General features: G+C 63.2%; 16 protein-coding genes. 6 read left to right on the top strand and 10 right to left on the bottom strand.

Annotated elements, in window-relative coordinates:
* Positions 1-68: 68 nt before the first annotated feature.
* Positions 69-848: a metallophosphoesterase family protein gene (locus tag ACFPFW_RS13765; RefSeq protein ID WP_114956713.1), complete on the bottom strand. Its 780-nt coding sequence runs from the start codon at positions 846-848 to the stop codon at positions 69-71.
* A gap of 205 nt (positions 849-1,053) precedes the next feature.
* Positions 1,054-1,803: a nucleotidyltransferase gene (locus ACFPFW_RS13770; protein WP_114956712.1), complete on the bottom strand. Its 750-nt coding sequence runs from the start codon at positions 1,801-1,803 to the stop codon at positions 1,054-1,056.
* 455 nt (positions 1,804-2,258) lie between these two features.
* Between ACFPFW_RS13770 and ACFPFW_RS13775 the strand changes: the two genes are divergently transcribed.
* Positions 2,259-2,714, top strand: a complete 456-nt coding sequence (locus ACFPFW_RS13775) for a hypothetical protein (protein WP_114956711.1) — start codon at positions 2,259-2,261, stop codon at positions 2,712-2,714.
* Here ACFPFW_RS13775 and ACFPFW_RS13780 read toward each other — a convergent pair.
* Genes ACFPFW_RS13780 through ACFPFW_RS13790 form a run of 3 tightly spaced genes read right to left on the bottom strand, consistent with a single transcriptional unit; the run spans position 2,708 to position 6,488 of the window.
* Positions 2,708-3,946: an MFS transporter gene (locus ACFPFW_RS13780; protein ID WP_114956710.1), complete on the bottom strand. Its 1,239-nt coding sequence runs from the start codon at positions 3,944-3,946 to the stop codon at positions 2,708-2,710. The two genes, ACFPFW_RS13775 and ACFPFW_RS13780, sit on opposite strands and share 7 nt — an antisense overlap.
* The gene (locus ACFPFW_RS13785) at positions 3,943-4,314 is read right to left on the bottom strand and encodes a hypothetical protein (protein WP_114956709.1); all 372 of its coding nucleotides are present in this window, start codon (positions 4,312-4,314) and stop codon (positions 3,943-3,945) included. Before ACFPFW_RS13785 ends, ACFPFW_RS13780 begins: the two co-directional genes overlap by 4 nt.
* Positions 4,314-6,488 carry a TonB-dependent receptor gene (locus ACFPFW_RS13790; protein ID WP_379771161.1) on the bottom strand — a complete coding sequence of 725 codons (2,175 nt, stop codon included), beginning with the start codon at positions 6,486-6,488 and terminating at the stop codon, positions 4,314-4,316. The genes ACFPFW_RS13785 and ACFPFW_RS13790 overlap by 1 nt, the downstream gene beginning before the upstream one ends.
* 231 nt (positions 6,489-6,719) lie before the next feature.
* On the opposite strand from ACFPFW_RS13790, the gene ACFPFW_RS13795 reads away from it, so the two are divergent.
* Positions 6,720-7,667, top strand: a complete 948-nt coding sequence (locus tag ACFPFW_RS13795) for an AraC family transcriptional regulator (protein WP_114956707.1) — start codon at positions 6,720-6,722, stop codon at positions 7,665-7,667.
* Here the strand turns inward: ACFPFW_RS13795 and ACFPFW_RS13800 are convergent.
* From ACFPFW_RS13800 to ACFPFW_RS13810, 3 genes are all read right to left on the bottom strand, one after another.
* A complete protein-coding gene (locus ACFPFW_RS13800) occupies positions 7,658-8,767 on the bottom strand; it encodes a calcium:cation antiporter (RefSeq protein ID WP_379771164.1) in 1,110 nt (369 codons plus the stop codon). The genes ACFPFW_RS13795 and ACFPFW_RS13800 overlap by 10 nt on opposite strands.
* Positions 8,768-8,844: 77 nt before the next feature.
* Entirely contained in the window at positions 8,845-10,998 is a 2,154-nt protein-coding gene (locus ACFPFW_RS13805; RefSeq protein ID WP_114956706.1) for a histidine kinase dimerization/phosphoacceptor domain -containing protein, read from the bottom strand.
* A gap of 194 nt (positions 10,999-11,192) precedes the next feature.
* The gene (locus tag ACFPFW_RS13810; RefSeq protein WP_379771167.1) at positions 11,193-12,359 is read right to left on the bottom strand and encodes an alpha/beta hydrolase; all 1,167 of its coding nucleotides are present in this window, start codon (positions 12,357-12,359) and stop codon (positions 11,193-11,195) included.
* Positions 12,360-12,595: 236 nt separating this feature from the next.
* Here ACFPFW_RS13810 and ACFPFW_RS13815 point away from each other — a divergent pair, with 236 nt between their 5' ends.
* Positions 12,596-13,363, top strand: coding sequence for an ion channel (locus ACFPFW_RS13815; RefSeq protein ID WP_379771170.1), 768 nt, complete (start codon positions 12,596-12,598; stop codon positions 13,361-13,363).
* Between the two features lie 45 nt (positions 13,364-13,408).
* Here the strand turns inward: ACFPFW_RS13815 and ACFPFW_RS13820 are convergent, their stop codons facing one another.
* Both ACFPFW_RS13820 and ACFPFW_RS13825 read right to left on the bottom strand, forming a co-directional pair.
* Positions 13,409-13,930: a Dps family protein gene (locus ACFPFW_RS13820; RefSeq protein ID WP_114956704.1), complete on the bottom strand. Its 522-nt coding sequence runs from the start codon at positions 13,928-13,930 to the stop codon at positions 13,409-13,411.
* A gap of 46 nt (positions 13,931-13,976) precedes the next feature.
* Positions 13,977-14,717, bottom strand: a complete 741-nt coding sequence (locus tag ACFPFW_RS13825) for a sensor histidine kinase (protein WP_114956703.1) — start codon at positions 14,715-14,717, stop codon at positions 13,977-13,979.
* Between the two features lie 236 nt (positions 14,718-14,953).
* Here ACFPFW_RS13825 and ACFPFW_RS13830 point away from each other — a divergent pair, with 236 nt between their 5' ends.
* From ACFPFW_RS13830 to ACFPFW_RS13840, 3 genes are all read left to right on the top strand, one after another.
* On the top strand, positions 14,954-16,876 hold the full coding sequence (locus ACFPFW_RS13830) for a PAS domain-containing sensor histidine kinase (protein WP_162799645.1): 1,923 nt from the start codon (positions 14,954-14,956) through the stop codon (positions 16,874-16,876).
* Positions 16,873-17,502, top strand: a complete 630-nt coding sequence (locus tag ACFPFW_RS13835; RefSeq protein WP_114956701.1) for a response regulator transcription factor — start codon at positions 16,873-16,875, stop codon at positions 17,500-17,502. The genes ACFPFW_RS13830 and ACFPFW_RS13835 overlap by 4 nt, the downstream gene beginning before the upstream one ends.
* A 117-nt stretch (positions 17,503-17,619) precedes the next feature.
* The gene (locus tag ACFPFW_RS13840) at positions 17,620-17,988 is read left to right on the top strand and encodes a response regulator transcription factor (RefSeq protein WP_114956700.1); all 369 of its coding nucleotides are present in this window, start codon (positions 17,620-17,622) and stop codon (positions 17,986-17,988) included.
* The last annotated feature ends 72 nt before the right edge of the window (positions 17,989-18,060 follow it).

Here is an 18,060-nt window from a genome sequence, read left to right on the forward strand (position 1 = left end):
GCACAACGCCGCAAGTTCATCGCCCCATAGGGATGAACAGATACCAGCCCCGCTTCGTCCTTGAGTTCTCAAATCTCCATCAGCGCGTAGGGCTTGCCGTTCTCCTTGGCGATGCCGGCGGCGACGTTGAAGACGGGGACCCCGTTCGGGGTCTTGCCGCGATAGGTGCCGCGATGGGCGTGGCCGTGGACGACGGCGGTAACGTCGAACCGGTCGATCGTCTCTCCCAGCCGCGAATTGCCGAGGAAGGGATAGATCTGCTCCGGCTCGCCGACCACGGTCTCCTCGACCGGCGCATAGTGCAAGACGACGATCTTCTTCTCGGTGCGGAGCGAACGCAGCGCGATCTCGAGATGCATGCATTCGTCGATCGATTCCTGCACGAAGGCCCTGGTGGCGCGCTCGCCGAAGGCACCGAGCATGCGCCGGCCAAAGCCGCCGCCGAAGCCCTTCACCCCGGCGAAGCCGACACCCTTGTGGATGTGCGCGTTCTCGCCGAGGAGGCAGAGGCCGGCCTGGCGGAGGATGCGCCCGACCTCGTCGCAATGGCCGCTTTCATGGTCGTGATTGCCGAGCACGCCGACAGTCGGAATCTTCAGGTGCCGAATGTCCTCGGCGAGTATCTCCGCCTCGCGCACCTTGCCGAAATCCGTGAGGTCGCCGCACAGACAGAGCACGTCCGCGATGTCGTTCATCTCCAGGAAGAGATCGCGATACGGATGCTCGGACGCCTCGTTGACGTGGAGATCGCCGATCGCGGCGATGCGTATCGTGCCTGGCGTCGGGACCTGGTGCGGCTCGCCATTGGCGACGGGAGAGATGTCGATGACGGTGGAGTCGTCCTGCATGCGGGGCTCCGTTGATAGGGCGTTCCTCATGTGGGGAATGTGCGGGAGGCGGATGGGGTTCCCCGTATCCGGGTCCGGGTGCAGCGAAGCTGCATCCCGAGAACCGGGGACCCCAGCGTTCCTCGCGGCACCGCCGTACTCTTTATCTAGAGAGCGCCTGCGGCGCACTCAAAACGCCGGGGTGTGCGCTTTGTCCAGGGCGCGGTCACCCCACCAGATCCGCGAACCCCCATTCCGCGATGTCAATCAGATAGTCCGGTGGAGAGAACAGGCGGCCGCGGCAGACGCGGGTGCGGCCCTCGGGCATGGCACGCTGATTGGCGATGCGCGACATCAGTTCGTCGAACAGCCAGTCCGGAACGCACTGCCGTTCGGTCGGATAGACGAAGCGGAAATTGAGGACGTGGATGAGGAGCACCTCCCAGTACTGTTCCATGTAGCCGAGGAGCCGCTTCCAATCGATCTGCTGGTGCTGGCGAAGGATGACATGGGCGATGTCGGCACCGTCATAGCGCTCACGGTTCTGCACGAAGACCTTGGACCAGACGAGCTCGGTCGGCGCGATGAGCTGGACCTCGGTGCCGTAGATCTTGCAGCGGTGGTTCTCGGCAAACCAGCTATCGGTGATCGGCGTCGCGGCGGTGCGGGAATTGAAGATGACGTCGAAGGTCCAGCGGTCCTTTTTGATCTTGGCGATCCAGCGTTCATCTTCCACAACCGTTTTGTAACCAAGCGCCTGGAAGTACTTGAGGATACGGGGATAGTCCCCTGCCCGGCAGAACACGTCGAGATCCTTGGTCGGGCGACGGATGCCGGTATAGCTTGATACGGCGTAGGTGCCGGCGACCATGAACGGCACGCCGGATTTCTTCAAATGTTTCAAGCAATCCGCATAGAATGCCTCGGCCTTGGGCGGCACCGGCATGCTGGAGGCTGGCACGTGGGGGGACGGCATTTCCTCTGGCGCCTCGTTGTTCTCCGTCCCCGGCGTCATCGCGGGGTTGAGGCGTAACAAGGAAGCGAGGAGGAAGGTTCCCAGCGGACCCGAGGGGCCTCTGTTTCACTCTCAGAACAGCCCGTGATCGACGCAGATTCCGATGATATTCGTCAAATTTTCGGCCAATAAAGCGTGGATGCACTCATCATCCTTAACGACCTTAAGTGCTTGATTTTAAAAGCAAGAGTGCCGAGATACCATCTGCAATTCCGGAAGTTGTGAAGAGTCTAAGCGCAATAAAGTGTTGTGCTGACGAGATTACGACGCAAGAGTAGCCACGGGAGGACTTGCTCATGCGTGTTGTTCGATCTAGACCTCACCCTGTCGACGAAGATGAGTTGCTTCGTAACGTTGAAGCTGCGGCAAGCGAAGGTGTTGTAATCGCCCAGCTTGTTTCATCCGAAACCCCTTTCGTGGCGAGCTCTGGGGATGAGCTCGAAGAGACCGAGCACGTTGCGCTCGAAGGCATCGAAAAACGCTCGCGCGAATTGCGGGTTGCGGCGAAGATGGTTGCCCACGATCTCGAAATCCTGAGCTCCGCCGAAGAACGGCTCGACAACGCGCTGCGCGAGGTCGTCCGGACCAATGCTGATGTAGAGAGGAACGGCAGCGCGCTCGTCGAGGCGCTCCTGTTTGCTCGCCGCAACGCCGGAGCGACCGAGGATGTGATGAACAGGTTCGAGGCGACCTGCACGGCGCTGAGCCGGCTGGACACGGCGGCGATCGAAGCCCGCTTCGCCTATGCTCTCTGCCGCTCGGCCTATATCGCCCATATGGACAGCGCGAGCGAGGAGCGCGAGCTCCGCTCGGCCGTGCTGCCGCCGCTGGGCGATGTCGGCGGATCAACGGAAGGCGAACGCGCTCACTGAGCTGACGGGGGTACGACGCGCGGTGTCCTGACGGTCCAGGCCGTCAGGACAACAGCGACCGCCGAAATCGCGGCCGCGACGCCGAACAGCGCCGGATAGCCAAGCGCGTCCGCAATGGCACCGGCAACGAACGAGCCGATGAGATAAACACCGAGTTGCGCGCAGGCGAGGATGGTGAAATCCGTTCCCGGCTGCTCGGACGACGATACGCTCATGAACAGGCTGTAGAGCGCGACGATCTCCATGTAGCGGATGAGCGTCTGGAAGGCGGCTGCGCCAAACAGCGGACCGAAACCGGTCAGCAGCCCCACCGCGTGCGCCGCGAACATCAGGAAGCAGCCTGTCCGCAATCCGCCGAGCAACAGGAGGACGTTGGTGTTCCCCATCGTCCTAACGAGGACGGCCGCGATGGCCGAACCCGCCAAACCCGCCGTCACCGCACCGCCGCCGGAAATGTAGCCGATCCAGTCGAGCGGAACGCCGCGGTCGACGAGGTACGGCCCCTCCATGGCCTTCACGAGGCCTTCGCTCGCCCGATAGATCAGCGCGACCATCAGGATCTGACGAGCTTCCGGCCGTCGCCAGAACGCGCGGATCGACGGGCGCGGACCACGCGCGATATCCACCGATCCGTCCTCCTCGCGCATTCCCAGCGCGGCCAGAAGCGGAAGCAGCGATGCCGCGGCAATGGCGAGTACGGTCGGGGTCCAGCCGATATGCTCATAGAGGACGAGCCCCATCGTGCCGCCGATCACGACGCCGAACGCGATCGCGCCGCCCTGGATCGCATTGCCGATAGCCCGGTCCTCGGGCGGCAGATATTTGGCGGCGTAGCCGTCGGTCGCGATGTCCTGGGTCGAGACCAGGATCGAGATCGCCATTCCGATCGAGAGCACGACCGGCATGTTCGTCGGAACGACGAACGCCATCGCCACGAGGCAGACGACCGTTAACGACTGGGTGATGAATACCCACCCTGCCCGGTGCCGCCTGGCGACCGGCCGGATGCGATCGATCTGCGGCGCCCAGAGGAATTTCAGGACGAGCGGCAGGAACAGAATGCTGATCATGCCGATCGAGGTGCGCGAGACGCCGTTTTCGCGAAGGATCGGCGGCAGAGCGGCGGCGATCAGATAGCTAGGGATAGACTGCGCGAGATAGAGCCCGCCCAGGACCGCGAACAGCCTGAACCGTTCGCTAGCCTTTGCCGGGGCAGCCACGACCTCGCTCATGCCAGTTCCTTCAGATGCGGCACGAGAAACTCCCGCGCCTCGGCCTCGTCGGTGGTGACGAGCACCGGCAGATTCCAGAGCTTGGAGAAGACCGAGCGCATGTGATCCGACACCTGCGGACGCACCACCGCCATGGCCCTGCACAACAGATTCATGTGCAGCCGCGAGCGTTTGAACCACAAGGCCTGCTCGCGCTCGCCGGCGTCGGAGAAATGCCCGGCCGAGCCGATGATCGAAAGCATTGCGAACGGCTCCGTGCGCGTCTCGATCATCCTCAGCGCGGTCAGATAGTCCGTCTCGTCAGGCTCTGCGTAGGGCTCGTGAAACCTGAGCGTCACGAGCCCGTCCTTCTCCTCAAGACTGACCATCAGAACGTCTTGGCGTAGCCGAGCGAGACCGTGCGGCCCCAGCCATGGACTTCGAGCGTGCCCAGCGCCGCGTTCTCGCGAACGGAGCTGGCGGTGGGATTGGCATAGTCCTCGTCGAACAGGTTCTGGACGCCAAGATAGAAGGTGCCTCCTGCCAAAGGCGCTGAGATCGACGTGTTGACCAGAAAATCGCCTTCCAGCTCGTAGCTCAGACCCGCCGGGTTCACCGCCTTGTTGCGGCCAGTCCAACCCTCGCCTTCCAGATGGAACACCACGCCGTTGTCGAACCGATAGTCGCCGTAGACGACCGCGCGGAACGGCGTCGCGATGCGGTTGTTCGGCAGCCAGCTATCGTACTCGCCGTCCTTGTTCTGGTCGAAACGCCCTTCGCGATAGGCGAGGAAGGTGCCGAGCGAGAAGGCCTCGGTCATTGCCCATTCGCCCTGGAACTCGGCGCCCCAGACGATCTCCTTCTGTTGCGACAGCGAGTTCGTCGCTGGATCGAAGGTCACGCCTTCCTCCGAGGTGCTGACGAAGCCGACGAGGCTGCCCTTGAACTGGTCGTAACTGCCACGCACGCCGAGCTCGTAGCTGTTCACGATCTGCGCCTCGGGCGAGATCTGGTCGAAGCTCGTCGTCAGATTCTTCGCGCAATTGAAGGGAACCGGCGGCAGCGGCCCGGGAGGAAGGAAGCAGCCGAAGAACAGGATTTGTGGAGTGCTCATCGCACCCGCCCGGCGAGTGAAAGAACCAACGTCCGGCAATGCATAGCCCTGGCTGAAACCGCCGAAGATCTGCGAGGTCTCGGTGAGGTCGAACGTGCCGCCGAGATTGAAAGTCGGCGCGCTGTAGTCGAATTCGCCGCCCGCCACCGGCAGGTCCGGCAGGACGGCATAGCCGAGGCCCGGGAAGCCGAGGAATGCGGCGGGCCGCACGAAATCGTCGACCGTCAGGTCGAAATATTCGTAGCGCATGCCGCCACGGACGGTCAGGCGCTCAGTGACCGGCGCTTCGAGCTGGCCGAACGCGGCATAGGTCATCATCGACATCGGATTGAAGGTGTCGCGGCCTTCCGTCGTCACCTGTGAGGTCTTCTCGTGAATGATGTCCGCGCCCCAGGTCAGCCGCATCCCGTCGTAGAGACGGTCGAGTGGGGAATCGACGGTCAGGTTCACGCCGCCGCGCTGGTTCGAGAGGTCCGTCTGGTTGAACGGGCTCGTCGGGTCGCCGAGATTACCGGAATAGTAGACGACGTTGTTGTAGTTGAGATCGAACTCCGAATAGTTGAAGCGCTTGCGGACGTCGTTGAAGAACGCCACCGCCTTCAGGCTGCCGAGCGCGAAGTCATCGTCGGTGTAGCGCGCCGAGATCTGCTTTGAATCCTCCAGGACGCTCTTACCTTCGTAGGGCCGCGTGAAATCCGGCCGCGCAAACGGTGGCAGATAGGTCGTCATCCACTCCGGATCCTGGTTGAGATAGATCCAGTTCGCCGACACCTCGAAGCGCTTACCGAGATCGAGGTCGTAGCCGAGCTTGCCGAACAGATTGCCGCTTTCGAAACGGTCGCCGCCGCCCTGCCCGAGCATGCCGTCGGATGGCAATTCGCGACCGGCGCCATCATAGGTCTTGTCGGCGAAGCGCCCCGAGCCGACGAACACATAGTCCGGACCGTTCTCGGCCTTGCCGGTGATCGAGGCCGAAATCTCCGGCTGCAGGCTGTCGCCGACATTCGCCGTGAAGGCCCGCAGCGCGGTGTTGATCCGGACGATCGGCTTTCCGTCCGTCGCCTTCTTGGTGATGAAGTTCACCGTGCCGCCGGTCGCGCCAGAGCCATAGAGGCTCGAAGCGCCGGAAACGAATTCGATGCGCTCCACCGTGTTGAGGTCGATCAGCGCCAGGATGCGCGAGACGTCGCGGAGCGGCGTGTTCAGCGGAACACCGTCGAGCATCACGAGGAGGTCGCGGCCGCGATAGGTCTCGGACGCGCCAGAGATCGTCTGGTTCGAGACCGAATAGCCGGGTATCAGGCGCGAGATGATCGCCGATGGATTCGACGTCAGCTGCATCTGCTTTTCGATCTCGTCCCGCTCGACCACGCGGACGGTCGCGGGAGTCCTCGATACCGGTCGCTCCGTGCGCGCTCCAGTGACGATGATCGGCTCGAGCTCGATCACCGGTTGTGTTTCCTGGGCAAATACTGCCGTTGGCAAGATTAGACTTATTCCAAACAGCGCGGTACCACGGATACGCATAGACTTCCCCAGCCCCTAATCAATCATTCTTTTGATCGACTAGCCTCAATAAGAACGTGCTTCTTGGGGCAGGACGAAGTAGAACTAGGACTAGGACGAACTCAAGCGCTGTTTTGCACTCGAGTTGCATCAAAGCATCAGGGGAATGGGGATTTGGCCAGCGCCGCCGCGCCGATCTGGTTCACGACCGACGATATGCCGGAAGGCGAGCGGCTCAGCCAGTCGCGCCGGCGGCTGAGCGATCTTTTCGCGACGCTCGACATCGTGCCGAACCCCGGCATTCCCTTCATGGCGCGCGCGGTGTCCTGCGAGCTACCCGATGCGTGCCTGACGACTTGCTTCCTGAATTGCGCCAGCGCGTGCCGCAACACAGAGCACTGCCTCAAGGACGGCGCCGACGACATCATGCTGCTGCGCCCGGTGGGCGGGCCGATCACGGTCGAGCAGGACGGACGCGTATTGCGCGTGGAGGCGGGAGACGCGGTTCTCGTCTCCACCGGGAAGACCTGGACCTGGGACGTCTCCGAACTCGCTCGGCTCGACTGCCTGCGCGTCCCACGCCAGGCCGTGCGTGGCGCTTCGGCGGACCTTCTCTCCACCCTGCCCCGCCTCGTCTCCCACGAGGTCGCGGCGTTCCAGCTTCTCGCCCATTACGGCGGCGCGCTGCTGCAGGGCATATTGCCGGTCGTGACGTCGGAGAGCCGCCGCATCGCCGCGTCCCACATCCAGGATCTGCTGACGCTCCTGCTTCGAAGCGGTCAGGACAACGAAGCTACGACGAGCCGGCTCGACTCGATCAAGGATGACATCCGCAAGTGCTTGGCGAACCGGGAGCTGACGATCGACCATGTCGCCCGCCGTCAGCGTGTGACGGCGCGCACCGTGCAGAAGCTGTTCGAGGCCGAGGGCACGACGTTCTCGGAATATGTGCTTGAACAGCGGCTCGACCGCGCCTGGGCCGTGCTGCGGTCCGGCGATGGCCGCAAAATCAGCGACATCGCGTACGAGGTCGGCTTCGGCGACCTCTCCTATTTCAACCGCGTCTTCCGCCGCCGCTATCTCGTGACGCCGCGCGAGGCGCGGTCGGCGGTTCAGGGCTGAAAGGTCAGGAACAGGAAGGTCGCGAAGATCACGAGGTGCACGAAGCCGTAGAGGATGTTCGTGCGGCCGGTGGCGAAGGTCATGGTGCTGACGAGAAGCGTCAGGGCGAGCAACACCGTGTCCGAGGGATCGAGGCCCAGCGTCAGCGGTGTGTGCAGTGCGAGCGCGACAATGGTGACGGCGGGGAAGGTCATGCCGATGGTCGCCAGCGCTGAGCCGAGCGCAAGATTGAGCGACTTTTGAAGCGCATCCTTGCGAGCCGCCTGAACGGCCGCGATGCCTTCGGGAAGCAGGATCAGGATGGCAACGATGAGGCCCGTCACCGGCGCGGGCGCACCTGCCGCTTCCCGACCGAGTTCGACCACCACCGCGAACTTCTTCGACAGCATGATGATCGCCACCAGGGCGACAAGCAGGAGCAGCCCGCTTAGGGCCAGCTGTCGCATCGAATGCGTCTCGTGCCATCCCTGATCGCCCGCCTGGATAATGAAGTAATCGCGGTGGCGGACAGTCTGGATATAGAGGAACGCGGCGTAGAGGACGACGGTGACCACGGCGACGAAGATGAGCTGACTGTCCGAATAGCTCGGTCCCGGCGTCTCTCTGGTGTAGTTCGGCAGGACGAGCGTCAAAGTCGCCATGACGATCAGAACGGTCACGTAGGCGGCTGCGCCGGGAACTCGGAAACTCTGCTCGCGATATTTCAGTCCGCCGACGAGTATGCAGAGGCCGGCGAGACCATTGCAGACGGTCATCACGACAGCGAAGACCGTGTCGCGCGCGAGCGCCGGGCTGCCGTTCGCATCCGACATCATGACCGAGGCAATCAGCGCCACCTCGATAACCGTTACGGCTACCGTGAGAATGAGCGTGCCGTATGGCTCGCCTGACCAGTGCGCGATCGTCTCCGCATGGTAGACGGCGGCGAAGATCGCGCCGAACAGGACCGGCATGAGAAGGAGCGCCAGTGCGATACCGGTCACGCCGGGCGGAAGCGCGTCCTTGAAGCCGACAGACGACGCGGCGACGTAGAAGGCAACCGCCAGCAGCGGACAGGCCCAAGATATAATCGGCATCTTCGCGGAGGGACTGGCTGACATCGACGCTCCTGACTGAACCTGTCGTGGCAAAGTTTCCTCGCCAGGGCAGAAAGTACAGGCAAGAGCTTTATGCCCGCTTATGCAGGCGCCGTCTCGTGTTGCATGCTGATCGGAGCCTTCAGAACGGCGCGCAGGCCGGGCTTGGCGTCCTCATAGCCGAGATCGCCCCCGAGTTGGGTCACCAGAGCATCCATCATGCGGCTGCCGAAGCCACGCCTGTTGGAATTCGGAGCACGGCCGCCACCTTGGTCGGCGACGGTCAGGCGGAAGTCCGCCCGGTCCTCGGCAAGAGTGATCCGCAGCGGCCCCGGCTGTCCGCCATAGGCATATTTGTTGGCGTTGATAATCAACTCGGTGAGCACTAGTCCGAGACCAACCGTACGATCCGGCGGCAGCATGACCGGGGACAGATCGAGCGTGATGTGCGGCGCCCATTCGTCGCCCATCGATGCCACGAGATCGCGCGTCAGTTCCTCGATATAGCGGGCGACGTCGACTGCCTCCACCTGATCGGCCCGATAGAGCCTGCGATGAACGAGCGACACTGCCGCGAGCCTGCGCCGTGCCTCGTCGATGGCGGACTGCAGGGCCGGATCGTTCGACGCCCGCGCCTGCAGCGACAGGAAGCTCGACACCAGCTGGAGACTGTTCTGGACGCGATGATTGACCTCGCCGATCAGGAACTCCTTCTGGCGGATCAGCACATCCTTCTCGTCTAGAGTGGCGAGAAGCTGGCGGTTGAGGTCGCGCATGCGCCGGTTCTGCCAGACACCGGTCACCGCGACACGCAGGCGGCCGGCCGCCTCGACCTCGGGCAACGTCCAGCGGCGGGCGCGGCCGCGCACCGTCTCCTTCCACGCCTCGAAACTCGCGCGCGGATTGAGCACTCCACCCGGACCGGTGGTGATGTCCTTTTGCGGATTCCCTGCCCACTCCACCGTCTTGATATGCTCGGCGCGAAACCAGAGCACGAGCCAGGGCTCGCTGGCCGACAGGGTGATCGCAAGGAGGCCACTGGCCAGGGGCGCGGCCTCAAGCTTTCCCGGATAGACCTCGGAGAGGCGCTCGGTCGCAAACGTCGTCTCCACGGCCTTGTCGGTTGCCCAGGCACCTATCGCCCGCACCTCTTCCTCAGGCGGACAGCGTCCACCGACGACGAGATCCTGGCTACGCAGGACCGCCACGCCGTCGGCGTTGAGCATGCGCATCAGTTCGGCGAGATGGTTTGAAATCGCGCTGTCGAGCGATCCCTCTCGCGAGAGCAGCGACACGATGTCGTCCTCGAAACTGCGCAGACGGACCCGCTCGCGATAGGCGTCCGTCTCTTCCCGGGCCTTGATCTGCCGCGCGAGGCTGCCGGCCAAAGCGCGCGACGCGGCCCGCACGTCGTAGCTGATCGCAAGTGGCGTCTCGTTGTGACAGGCCACTAACCCCCACAGCACGCCGTCCTTGACGATCGAGATCGACGCCGAGGCGGCCACGCCCATGTTCCGCAGATACTGGATATGAACCGAGGAGACGCTTCGCAAGATGCAGTCGCTCATGTCGAGCGTCTCGTCCGGCGAGAGAGTCGGACGCAACGGCGCGGGCTCGTAGGATACATCCGGGATGACCCGAACCAAATTGCGGATATAGAGCGCCCTCGCCTGCTTCGGGATGTCCGATGCCGGGAAATGATGATTCATGAACGAGGGCTGGCCGGGCGCTCGGTCCTCACCCAGGACGACGCCCGCGTCGTTCTCAAGGAAATGATAGATCATGACCCGGCTGTAGCCGGTGAGCCGCCGGAACTCGAGGGCCGCGACCTGGCAGAGTTCGTTGAGCGTGAGCGCCTTTTCGAGAGCCCCCGCCGCCGCCTCCAGCCGCGACAAGATCGCCGAAGCCGTCACCTGATCGGGCGTGGGCTCCAGTTCGACGACTAATTGTCCATGCGAGAGATGCGCGCTGACGTCGAACGCCACATTGGCGAGCAAAATGCGTCCGAGAAAGCCTGGCGATGTGTCGAGACTAGCAACCCCGGCCGCACGGTCCGCCATCTCCCCGCCTATAAGATCGACCAGTGATGCACCGAGCCATTTCTGTCGACCGAGGCGGCCCTCGATGTCGCCGGCGCCATGGCGGACTACGAGTCCGCCCAAATCCGCGACCAGCAACAATCCGTGCGGCTGGATCGATCCGGGAATGTGGATGGGCTCGCGGTCGCAGAGCGTAGTGTCGATCGCATCGCTCACGCTGCTTCTTCCCGATGCGCGGGCCCGACCGGACCCCAAACAATCACGCCTCAGTCCCAGTCGATTGTCTCAACGCTCGCTTCCTCTTTTTGCCCGCGGCAAAACGCACGGACCGCAAGCCAACTTTGTTTGCAAGACGGAAGTCGCAGCACGGCTGGGTGATAACGGAGAATTGCGCCGCTGGTTCCCGCTCTTTACTGCGTGGGCACCGGCGAAGCCTCCACGGGCGGCGGGATCTGGAGTGGCGGCTGGGCTTGCGCCATTGGCTGCTGCGGCTGAACGGCGGGCTGCGTCTGGGCTGGCGGCGGCTGGTATTGCACCTGTGGCTGCGCGGCGACCGGCACAGCCGGGGTGATGGCCGGAGCGGGATAGGACGATACCGCCCCGGTGCTGACCTGACTGCCGGCGTCGCGGATCGCCTGGGCGATGACCTTCTGAACCGAAGCGTCGTGCAGGAAGAGATCGTGGCGGATCAGGCCGCGCGACAGGCCGGAAGCGTCGACGACTTCGATGCCGAGATCCTCGAGCTTCGCTTTGTCGACCCGGCCCGCACGGCCGCCACCGGCGAGGCTGGCAGAAATCGCCAGCGCGCGATCGTCCTTCGAGGTGATCACCGTCATCCGGCGATTGAGATCGCCCAATCGCCGAACCGAAGCCGAGAAGCTGTCGACGTCGATGTCCGGCGAGGCGAAGATGATCGCTCCGAATTTGCCCGTCGCGCCGCCATTGTGCGCAACCACCTGCCGGAGCGCCTCGACGGTGACCATGCCGCCCATGCTGTGGGCGACGATGTTGACGCGGCCGACACCCGGCGTGGTCAGGAGATCGTCAAGCGCGTCTTCCAGCGCATCGCGGGACCACATCGCACTCTCGCGGTCGGCCATGTAATCCAGAACGGAATTCCGGGACGGCCAGCTGAAGACGACGGTGTTGCCGCGGAAATGCAGCGCATCCGACAGCCTAGCCGCATCGAGCGTGGCGTCGGCAAAACTCTCGTTGAAGCCGTGCACGTACATCAGGACGTCGCGCTGCGAACCACCGTCGAGCGGCTGCGCGGCGGCGATCGAGGCCACCTGCTGGACGCTCTGGATCTTCCAGTCGCTGATGCCGATCGCCTGTGTCGAAAAGCGGCCCGCTTTGTAGGGCGAATCGAAACGGACTTCGGCAATGTGCGGATTGCCGCGCTCCGGCCCGAACCAGGGCGAGACGCGTCCGTCGCCCACCGGCTTGCGGGTCGTCACCGCAGTCAGCGTCCCGGTGCGCGCAATGTCCGACGGATACTGATCGCCCGACAGATCGGGACCACCCGCACAGCCCGCGAGGAGGAAAGCGACGAGAGGAACGGCGCGAAACAGACCCAACGAAAAGACCCCACCCAATGCGAACAAGCCACCGCAAACGCGGCGTCCCCAGCCTGCCCCGATAAACTGTCGATGCCGAAATTCCGACCGAACCGCCAAGGCTCCGTCGCAACGAATATTCCGACGCGAATCCCTCTGACACGTAAACAAGGCACTGAAAGGGCGGAACGGCGTTTCCTGTAGGCGGCAGACAGGCTTACCCTGCCGGGCAAAGAAGAAGAATCGAGAGGAAACAGGTGTCGATCCAGCGCCTTCAGCAGACACTCAGGTCGCTTTATCACGGCCGGTCGACGACGGCGTTGCGCTTCCAATGGGCGGTCGTCGTCATCGACCTGGCGATCATCGGCTTCTTCCTGTTGGCGCCGATTATCAGCGACAAGCCGGTCTATTTCTGGCTCGACTACACGATTGCGCTCGTGGTGGCCGCTGATCTTGTTGCCCGGGCACTGGCCGCCGAAGACATCCGGAAGTGGGTGCGCCAGCTGGATGTTTGGATCGATCTTCTGGTGCTCGCCACTTTGCTCGCGCCGCTTTGGCTGGCCAATCTGAGCTTCCTGCGGGCGCTTCGGCTATGGACCCTGTCGCGAACCGATGTGGTGTGGCGGCCTTTGCGCAAACGCGGGCTGGAAAGCTGGGAAAACGCTACGCGCGCCATCATCAGGCTCGTCACGTTCCTCTTCGTGTTCACCGGTTTCGTCTACACGACCTTTGCCGGGCGCACCGAGGGACTGACGACCTATGTCGACGCGCTCTATTTCACCGTCGCGACGGTGACCACGACCGGTTTCGGCGACATCACCCTACCCGGTCCATGGGGCAAGCTGACTTCGGTCGTGGCGATGATCGCGGGCATCTCGCTGTTCGTGCAATTGGCGCAGGCGATCTTCAGGCCGCGAAAGGTCAGCTTCCGCTGTCCGCAATGCGCACTGATGCGGCACGAGCCGGATGCCGTCTTCTGCAAGGCTTGCGGGCATCCTCTCAAAATCCCCAACGAAGAGCCCTGACGTTATGCAGACAGAGCCGGCGACGTCGCCGGCTCTGTCGCAATCCTAGAGCACCCGAACTTCCCTGCCCGTCTCGAACAGGAACCAGGCGCGACCCTCGGCCTCGTCGATCCAGTTCTCCAGCAGGCTGGCGCTCGCGACGTCATTGTGTTCGTCACAAACTTCATGGGCACGGCGCATCCGACCGATCAGCTCCTGGGTGTCGGTGCGAAGCTCGGCGAGCATGTCCTCCGGTGTCACATAGTCGGCGTCGTTGTCCAATACCCGCTGCAGGCGCCCGATATGACCGATCGAGCGGATCGTCGTGCCGCCGATCTTTCGAACCCGCTCGGCGATGTCGTCGGTCGTCGCGAAAATCTCATCGCCCTGCTCGTCGAGCAGAAGATGGTAATCGCGGAAATGCGGACCCGACATATGCCAGTGGAAATTCTTCGTCTTCAGGTACAACGCGAACATATCCGCGAGAATCCCGTTCAAGGCGGCGGAGACATTCCGGCGAGCCTCCGCGCCGAGATCTGTCGGTGTCGTCAGAGGCGCCTTCATGCGGGTTGCGAGTTCAGTGCTCATGATCGGTTTCCTTCGGTCGGCCCCCCGACTTGATGAAGCGGTGCGGTCAGCTGTTGAGCGCGGGTTTCGGCACATAGACGTGGAAGGACGTTCCGCGTCCCTCAATCGACGAGATCGCCACCTTGCAGCCGAGAAGCGCGCCGGTTTCCCGGACGAGATGGAGGCCAAGGCCAAGCCCCGGAATGGAATCCCGCTGCTCGCCCCGTTCGAACGCGTCGAACATCTTCTCCAGGCGGTCGGAGCGCATGCCCGGCCCCTGGTCATGCACCTCGAAGCGAACTTCGCCGCGAACGCGCCGGCAGCCGACGACAACGCGACGGCCGCGCGACGAGAATTTGACGGCGTTGCCGACCAGGTTGCGCAGGATCGTCATGAGGAGTTCCGGATCCGTGGAGACGACTGCGGAACTCGGCAGCAGGCGAAGGAAGACCCCGAAATGGGCGGCATAGGCGCGCCATTCGGCATCGAGCCGGTCGAATAGGACCTGAACCGGCACCTCCGTGGTCCGGGGGCTGAACGCCTTGCCGCCCTGCGAGGTGCGGGCGATCGCATCGAGTTCGCGGCAGACCTGACGGAGCGCATCATAGGCGCGCTGGAGGCGTTCGGGACTCTTCTCGCCGTTGAGATCGGCGCGCGCCATCTCCACGAACATCATCGCAACGGAGACCGGCTGCTTCAGGTCATGGCCGATCACGCCGAGAATTCTCGAGAGGTGCTTGCGCTCCTGTTTTTCGTCAATCCGGACCGTCTCGTCCGAGCTGTCGTTGAATGCCATGATCTGTCCCATCTGATCCCCCGATCTTCGCCGACGCGGTGCAGCGGCGTTTCGATGGACGCAGATTGACGACCGGGCACTGCGGAGAGAATCCTACGCTGGGTTTCAAACACCATGCTTAGGGATCGGCGGCCCCATACATAGGTTTGGGGTAGGCACGAAAAACGCTCGTTTTGCTTGCCGTCATCGTTCGTACGGAGCAAACGAGTCGGGCCGCGAAGAGCGCGCGGCGGCTTGTGGACCAGGCGATGACCGTCGAAGCGACAGACAAGACCTATCTGGCAGACCCCCTGGACGACCGCCGGTGGTCGCGCTGGATTCCGTATGTCGCGGCGTTACTCGCAACGGCACTCTTCGTCTTCGACACCCTGAGCCCGATGCAGTTTGCGATCGCGGTTTTGTACGTCGTCGTGATCATGATGATTGCGAGCACCTGTGGCCGCCGCGAGGTCATCGTCGCCGCCATCGCCTGTGTTGTCCTCACCGTCACGAGCTATGTGGTGGTTCACGGCTTCCACTTCGAGGATTCGGCATGGGTCCGGTCGATGATGAGCCTGTCCGCCATCGCCATCACCACGGTGCTGGCGCTACGCAATCTATCCACCGTGAAGGTCGCTCAGGAGCGCGCGCGGCTGCTCGATCTGTCGCACGACGCGATCTTCGTCCACGACCTGTCCGGCAACATCACCTATTGGAACCGAGGCGCCGAGCAACTCTACGGCTGGTCGAGCGACGAGGCCGCCGGCCAGCAGCCGAGGGAACTGATCCGCACCGTCTTTCCGATGAGCCATGAGGCCATCATCGCCGAGATCCATCAAACTGGGCGCTGGGAGGGCGAGCTCATCCAGACGACACGTGACGGACGGCGGCTGACGGTGAGCAGCCGCTGGGCGCTTCAGCGGGACGACCAGGACAGGCCGCTGGCCATCCTCGAAACCAATACGGACGTCACCGAGCAGAAGCGCGCGGACGCCGAATTGCGGAGGAGCGAAAGGCGCTACCGCAACATCTTCGACGCCGCGGGCGTGTCGATCTGGGAGCAGGATTATTCCGGGATCAAGAAGGCCATCGACGCCCTTCGCAGGGACGGCGTCCTCGACGCCCGAGGCTATCTGGAGCAGAGGCCCGATGAGATCGCACGACTGAAGGCTCTCGTCCGCACCATGGACGTGAACGATGCGACAGTGGAGCTGTTTGGTGCGAAGGACCGATCGGAACTGCTTGGACCGATCTCGACCGTCGTCGGCGCCGACGGCGATGCCGGGTTCGTCGAAGTGATCGATGCGCTTTTCCGCGGTGAGACGACGACCAGTTCGGAGGCTGTTCTGCACACGCTGGCCGGCGACAACATTTCAGTCCTGTTCAACATGAGGCTCGCCTCCGAACCGGAGGTGATGAACTCGGTCTTGATCAGCATGACCGACATCACCGAGCGGCATCGCTTCCAGGAAGCCCTCGATCGCGCCAATTCCGAATTAGCCCACGCGGCACGGGTCGCGACGCTCGGCGAGCTGACGGCATCGATCGCGCACGAGGTGAACCAGCCTCTCGCCGCGATCGTCACCAATGGTGAGGCCTGTGTCCGCTGGCTGTCGCGGCAAGAGCCCGATCTCGGCGAGATCCGGGCAAACCTCGACAGGATCATCGCCAACGGCAATCGCGCGGCCGAGGTCATCGCTCGCCTGCGCGCGATGGCAAAAAAGACCGATCCCCGCTACGAGCCGCTATCCCTGAACGAGGTCGCCGAACAGGCTGCGGCCCTTGTCGACCGCGAGCTCGGCATCCACGGCGCGCAATTGACGGTCGATCTCGCCAATCCCAGCCCCGAAATCACCGGCGATCGGGTGCAGCTCCAGCAGGTCGTCCTGAACCTCCTGCTGAACGCGGCGCAGGCGATGAACGGCCAGCCGAGGGATACTCGACTGATCGCGCTTCGCACGATCGACGGACAAGACGGACCGATGATCGAAGTTTCCGATACCGGACCCGGATTGCCGCCTGAAATCGCGTCCCGTATTTTCGAGCCGTTCTTCACGACGAAGGCAAACGGCATGGGGATGGGCCTATCGATCTGCCGCTCGATCGCCGCTGCCCATGGCGGCGAGCTGACAACGGTTGAAAAGAGCGAGCCCGGCTCGACCTTCCGCCTGATACTTCGGAATCGCCAGTGAAACCTGCAACTACCACCGCACCCAACCCGCTGGTTCTGGTCGTCGACGACGACGCCGACATCCGCGACGCGCTCAGCAGCCTGTTCCGTTCAATCGGCTACGACGTGAAAGTCTTTCCCTCTGCCGCCGATGTGCTGACAGCATCCCTGCCGGAAACGCCGAGCTGCCTTGTGCTCGACGTTCGCCTGCCTGGCGTCAGCGGCCTGGATTTCCAGACGCAGCTCTCTCGCTCGGGCATCAACATCCCGGTGATATTCATGACCGGCTACGGCGATATCCCGATGACGGTTCGCGGGATGAAGGCCGGCGCGGTCGATTTTCTCGCCAAGCCGTTCCGCGATCAGGAAATGCTCGACGCGGTTTCCACCGCGCTTGAGAAGGACCGCGAGCGCCGCGCTCTGGACGGCGTGGCCTCGGCTCTTCGCAGCAATCACGACACGCTTACCCCGCGCGAGCGGGAGGTCATGGCGCTCGTGACCAAGGGTCTCATGAACAAGCAGATCGCGGGCGAGCTCGGCCTGAGCGAGATCACGGTCAAGATCCACCGCGGCAATGTCATGCGGAAAATGAATGCCCGCTCGCTCGCGGACCTGGTCCGCATGGCCGAGGCACTGGCCGGGCGATGATTACAGCATGCGGGCAAACCTCCGTATGATACCCGCCACATTAGAGGTCAGCTAAATAGGATCATGATCCGTCGCCACCAGATTCTTCAGCGCGTACGGTCGATTGGATAGTGTATCTTGGCCGCTGTTCCTCTCATTGCAGTCACCGACGATGACGAAGCCGTTCGCATCGCGCTTTCCAGCCTGATGCGCTCGCTCGGCTATTCCGTTCGTACCTATGCGTCCGGTGAGGAGTTCCTCGGCTCCGAAGAGAAGACAGCGATCTCGTGCCTGATCACGGACGTCCAGATGCCTGGAATGTCCGGCATCGACCTTCAGGCCGCGCTCAAGGACCAGGGCCATGCCTTCCCGATCATCTTCATGACCGCCTTTGCCGCCCCCCATCTGGAGCGGAAAGCAAAGGAAGCCGGGGCTTCCGCCTTCCTCAGCAAGCCGTTTCAGGCCAATGCCCTGATCCAAGAAATCGAAGCCGCGCTCGGACGATAATCCGCTTGCGAGCATGTGGCGGCTGCGACACACCATCCCAACTTTCCGGGGATTTTTTTCCGGCCCAATGGC

This window comes from Flaviflagellibacter deserti (genome assembly GCF_042652085.1).
GTDB lineage: Bacteria > Pseudomonadota > Alphaproteobacteria > Rhizobiales > Methylopilaceae > Flaviflagellibacter > Flaviflagellibacter deserti.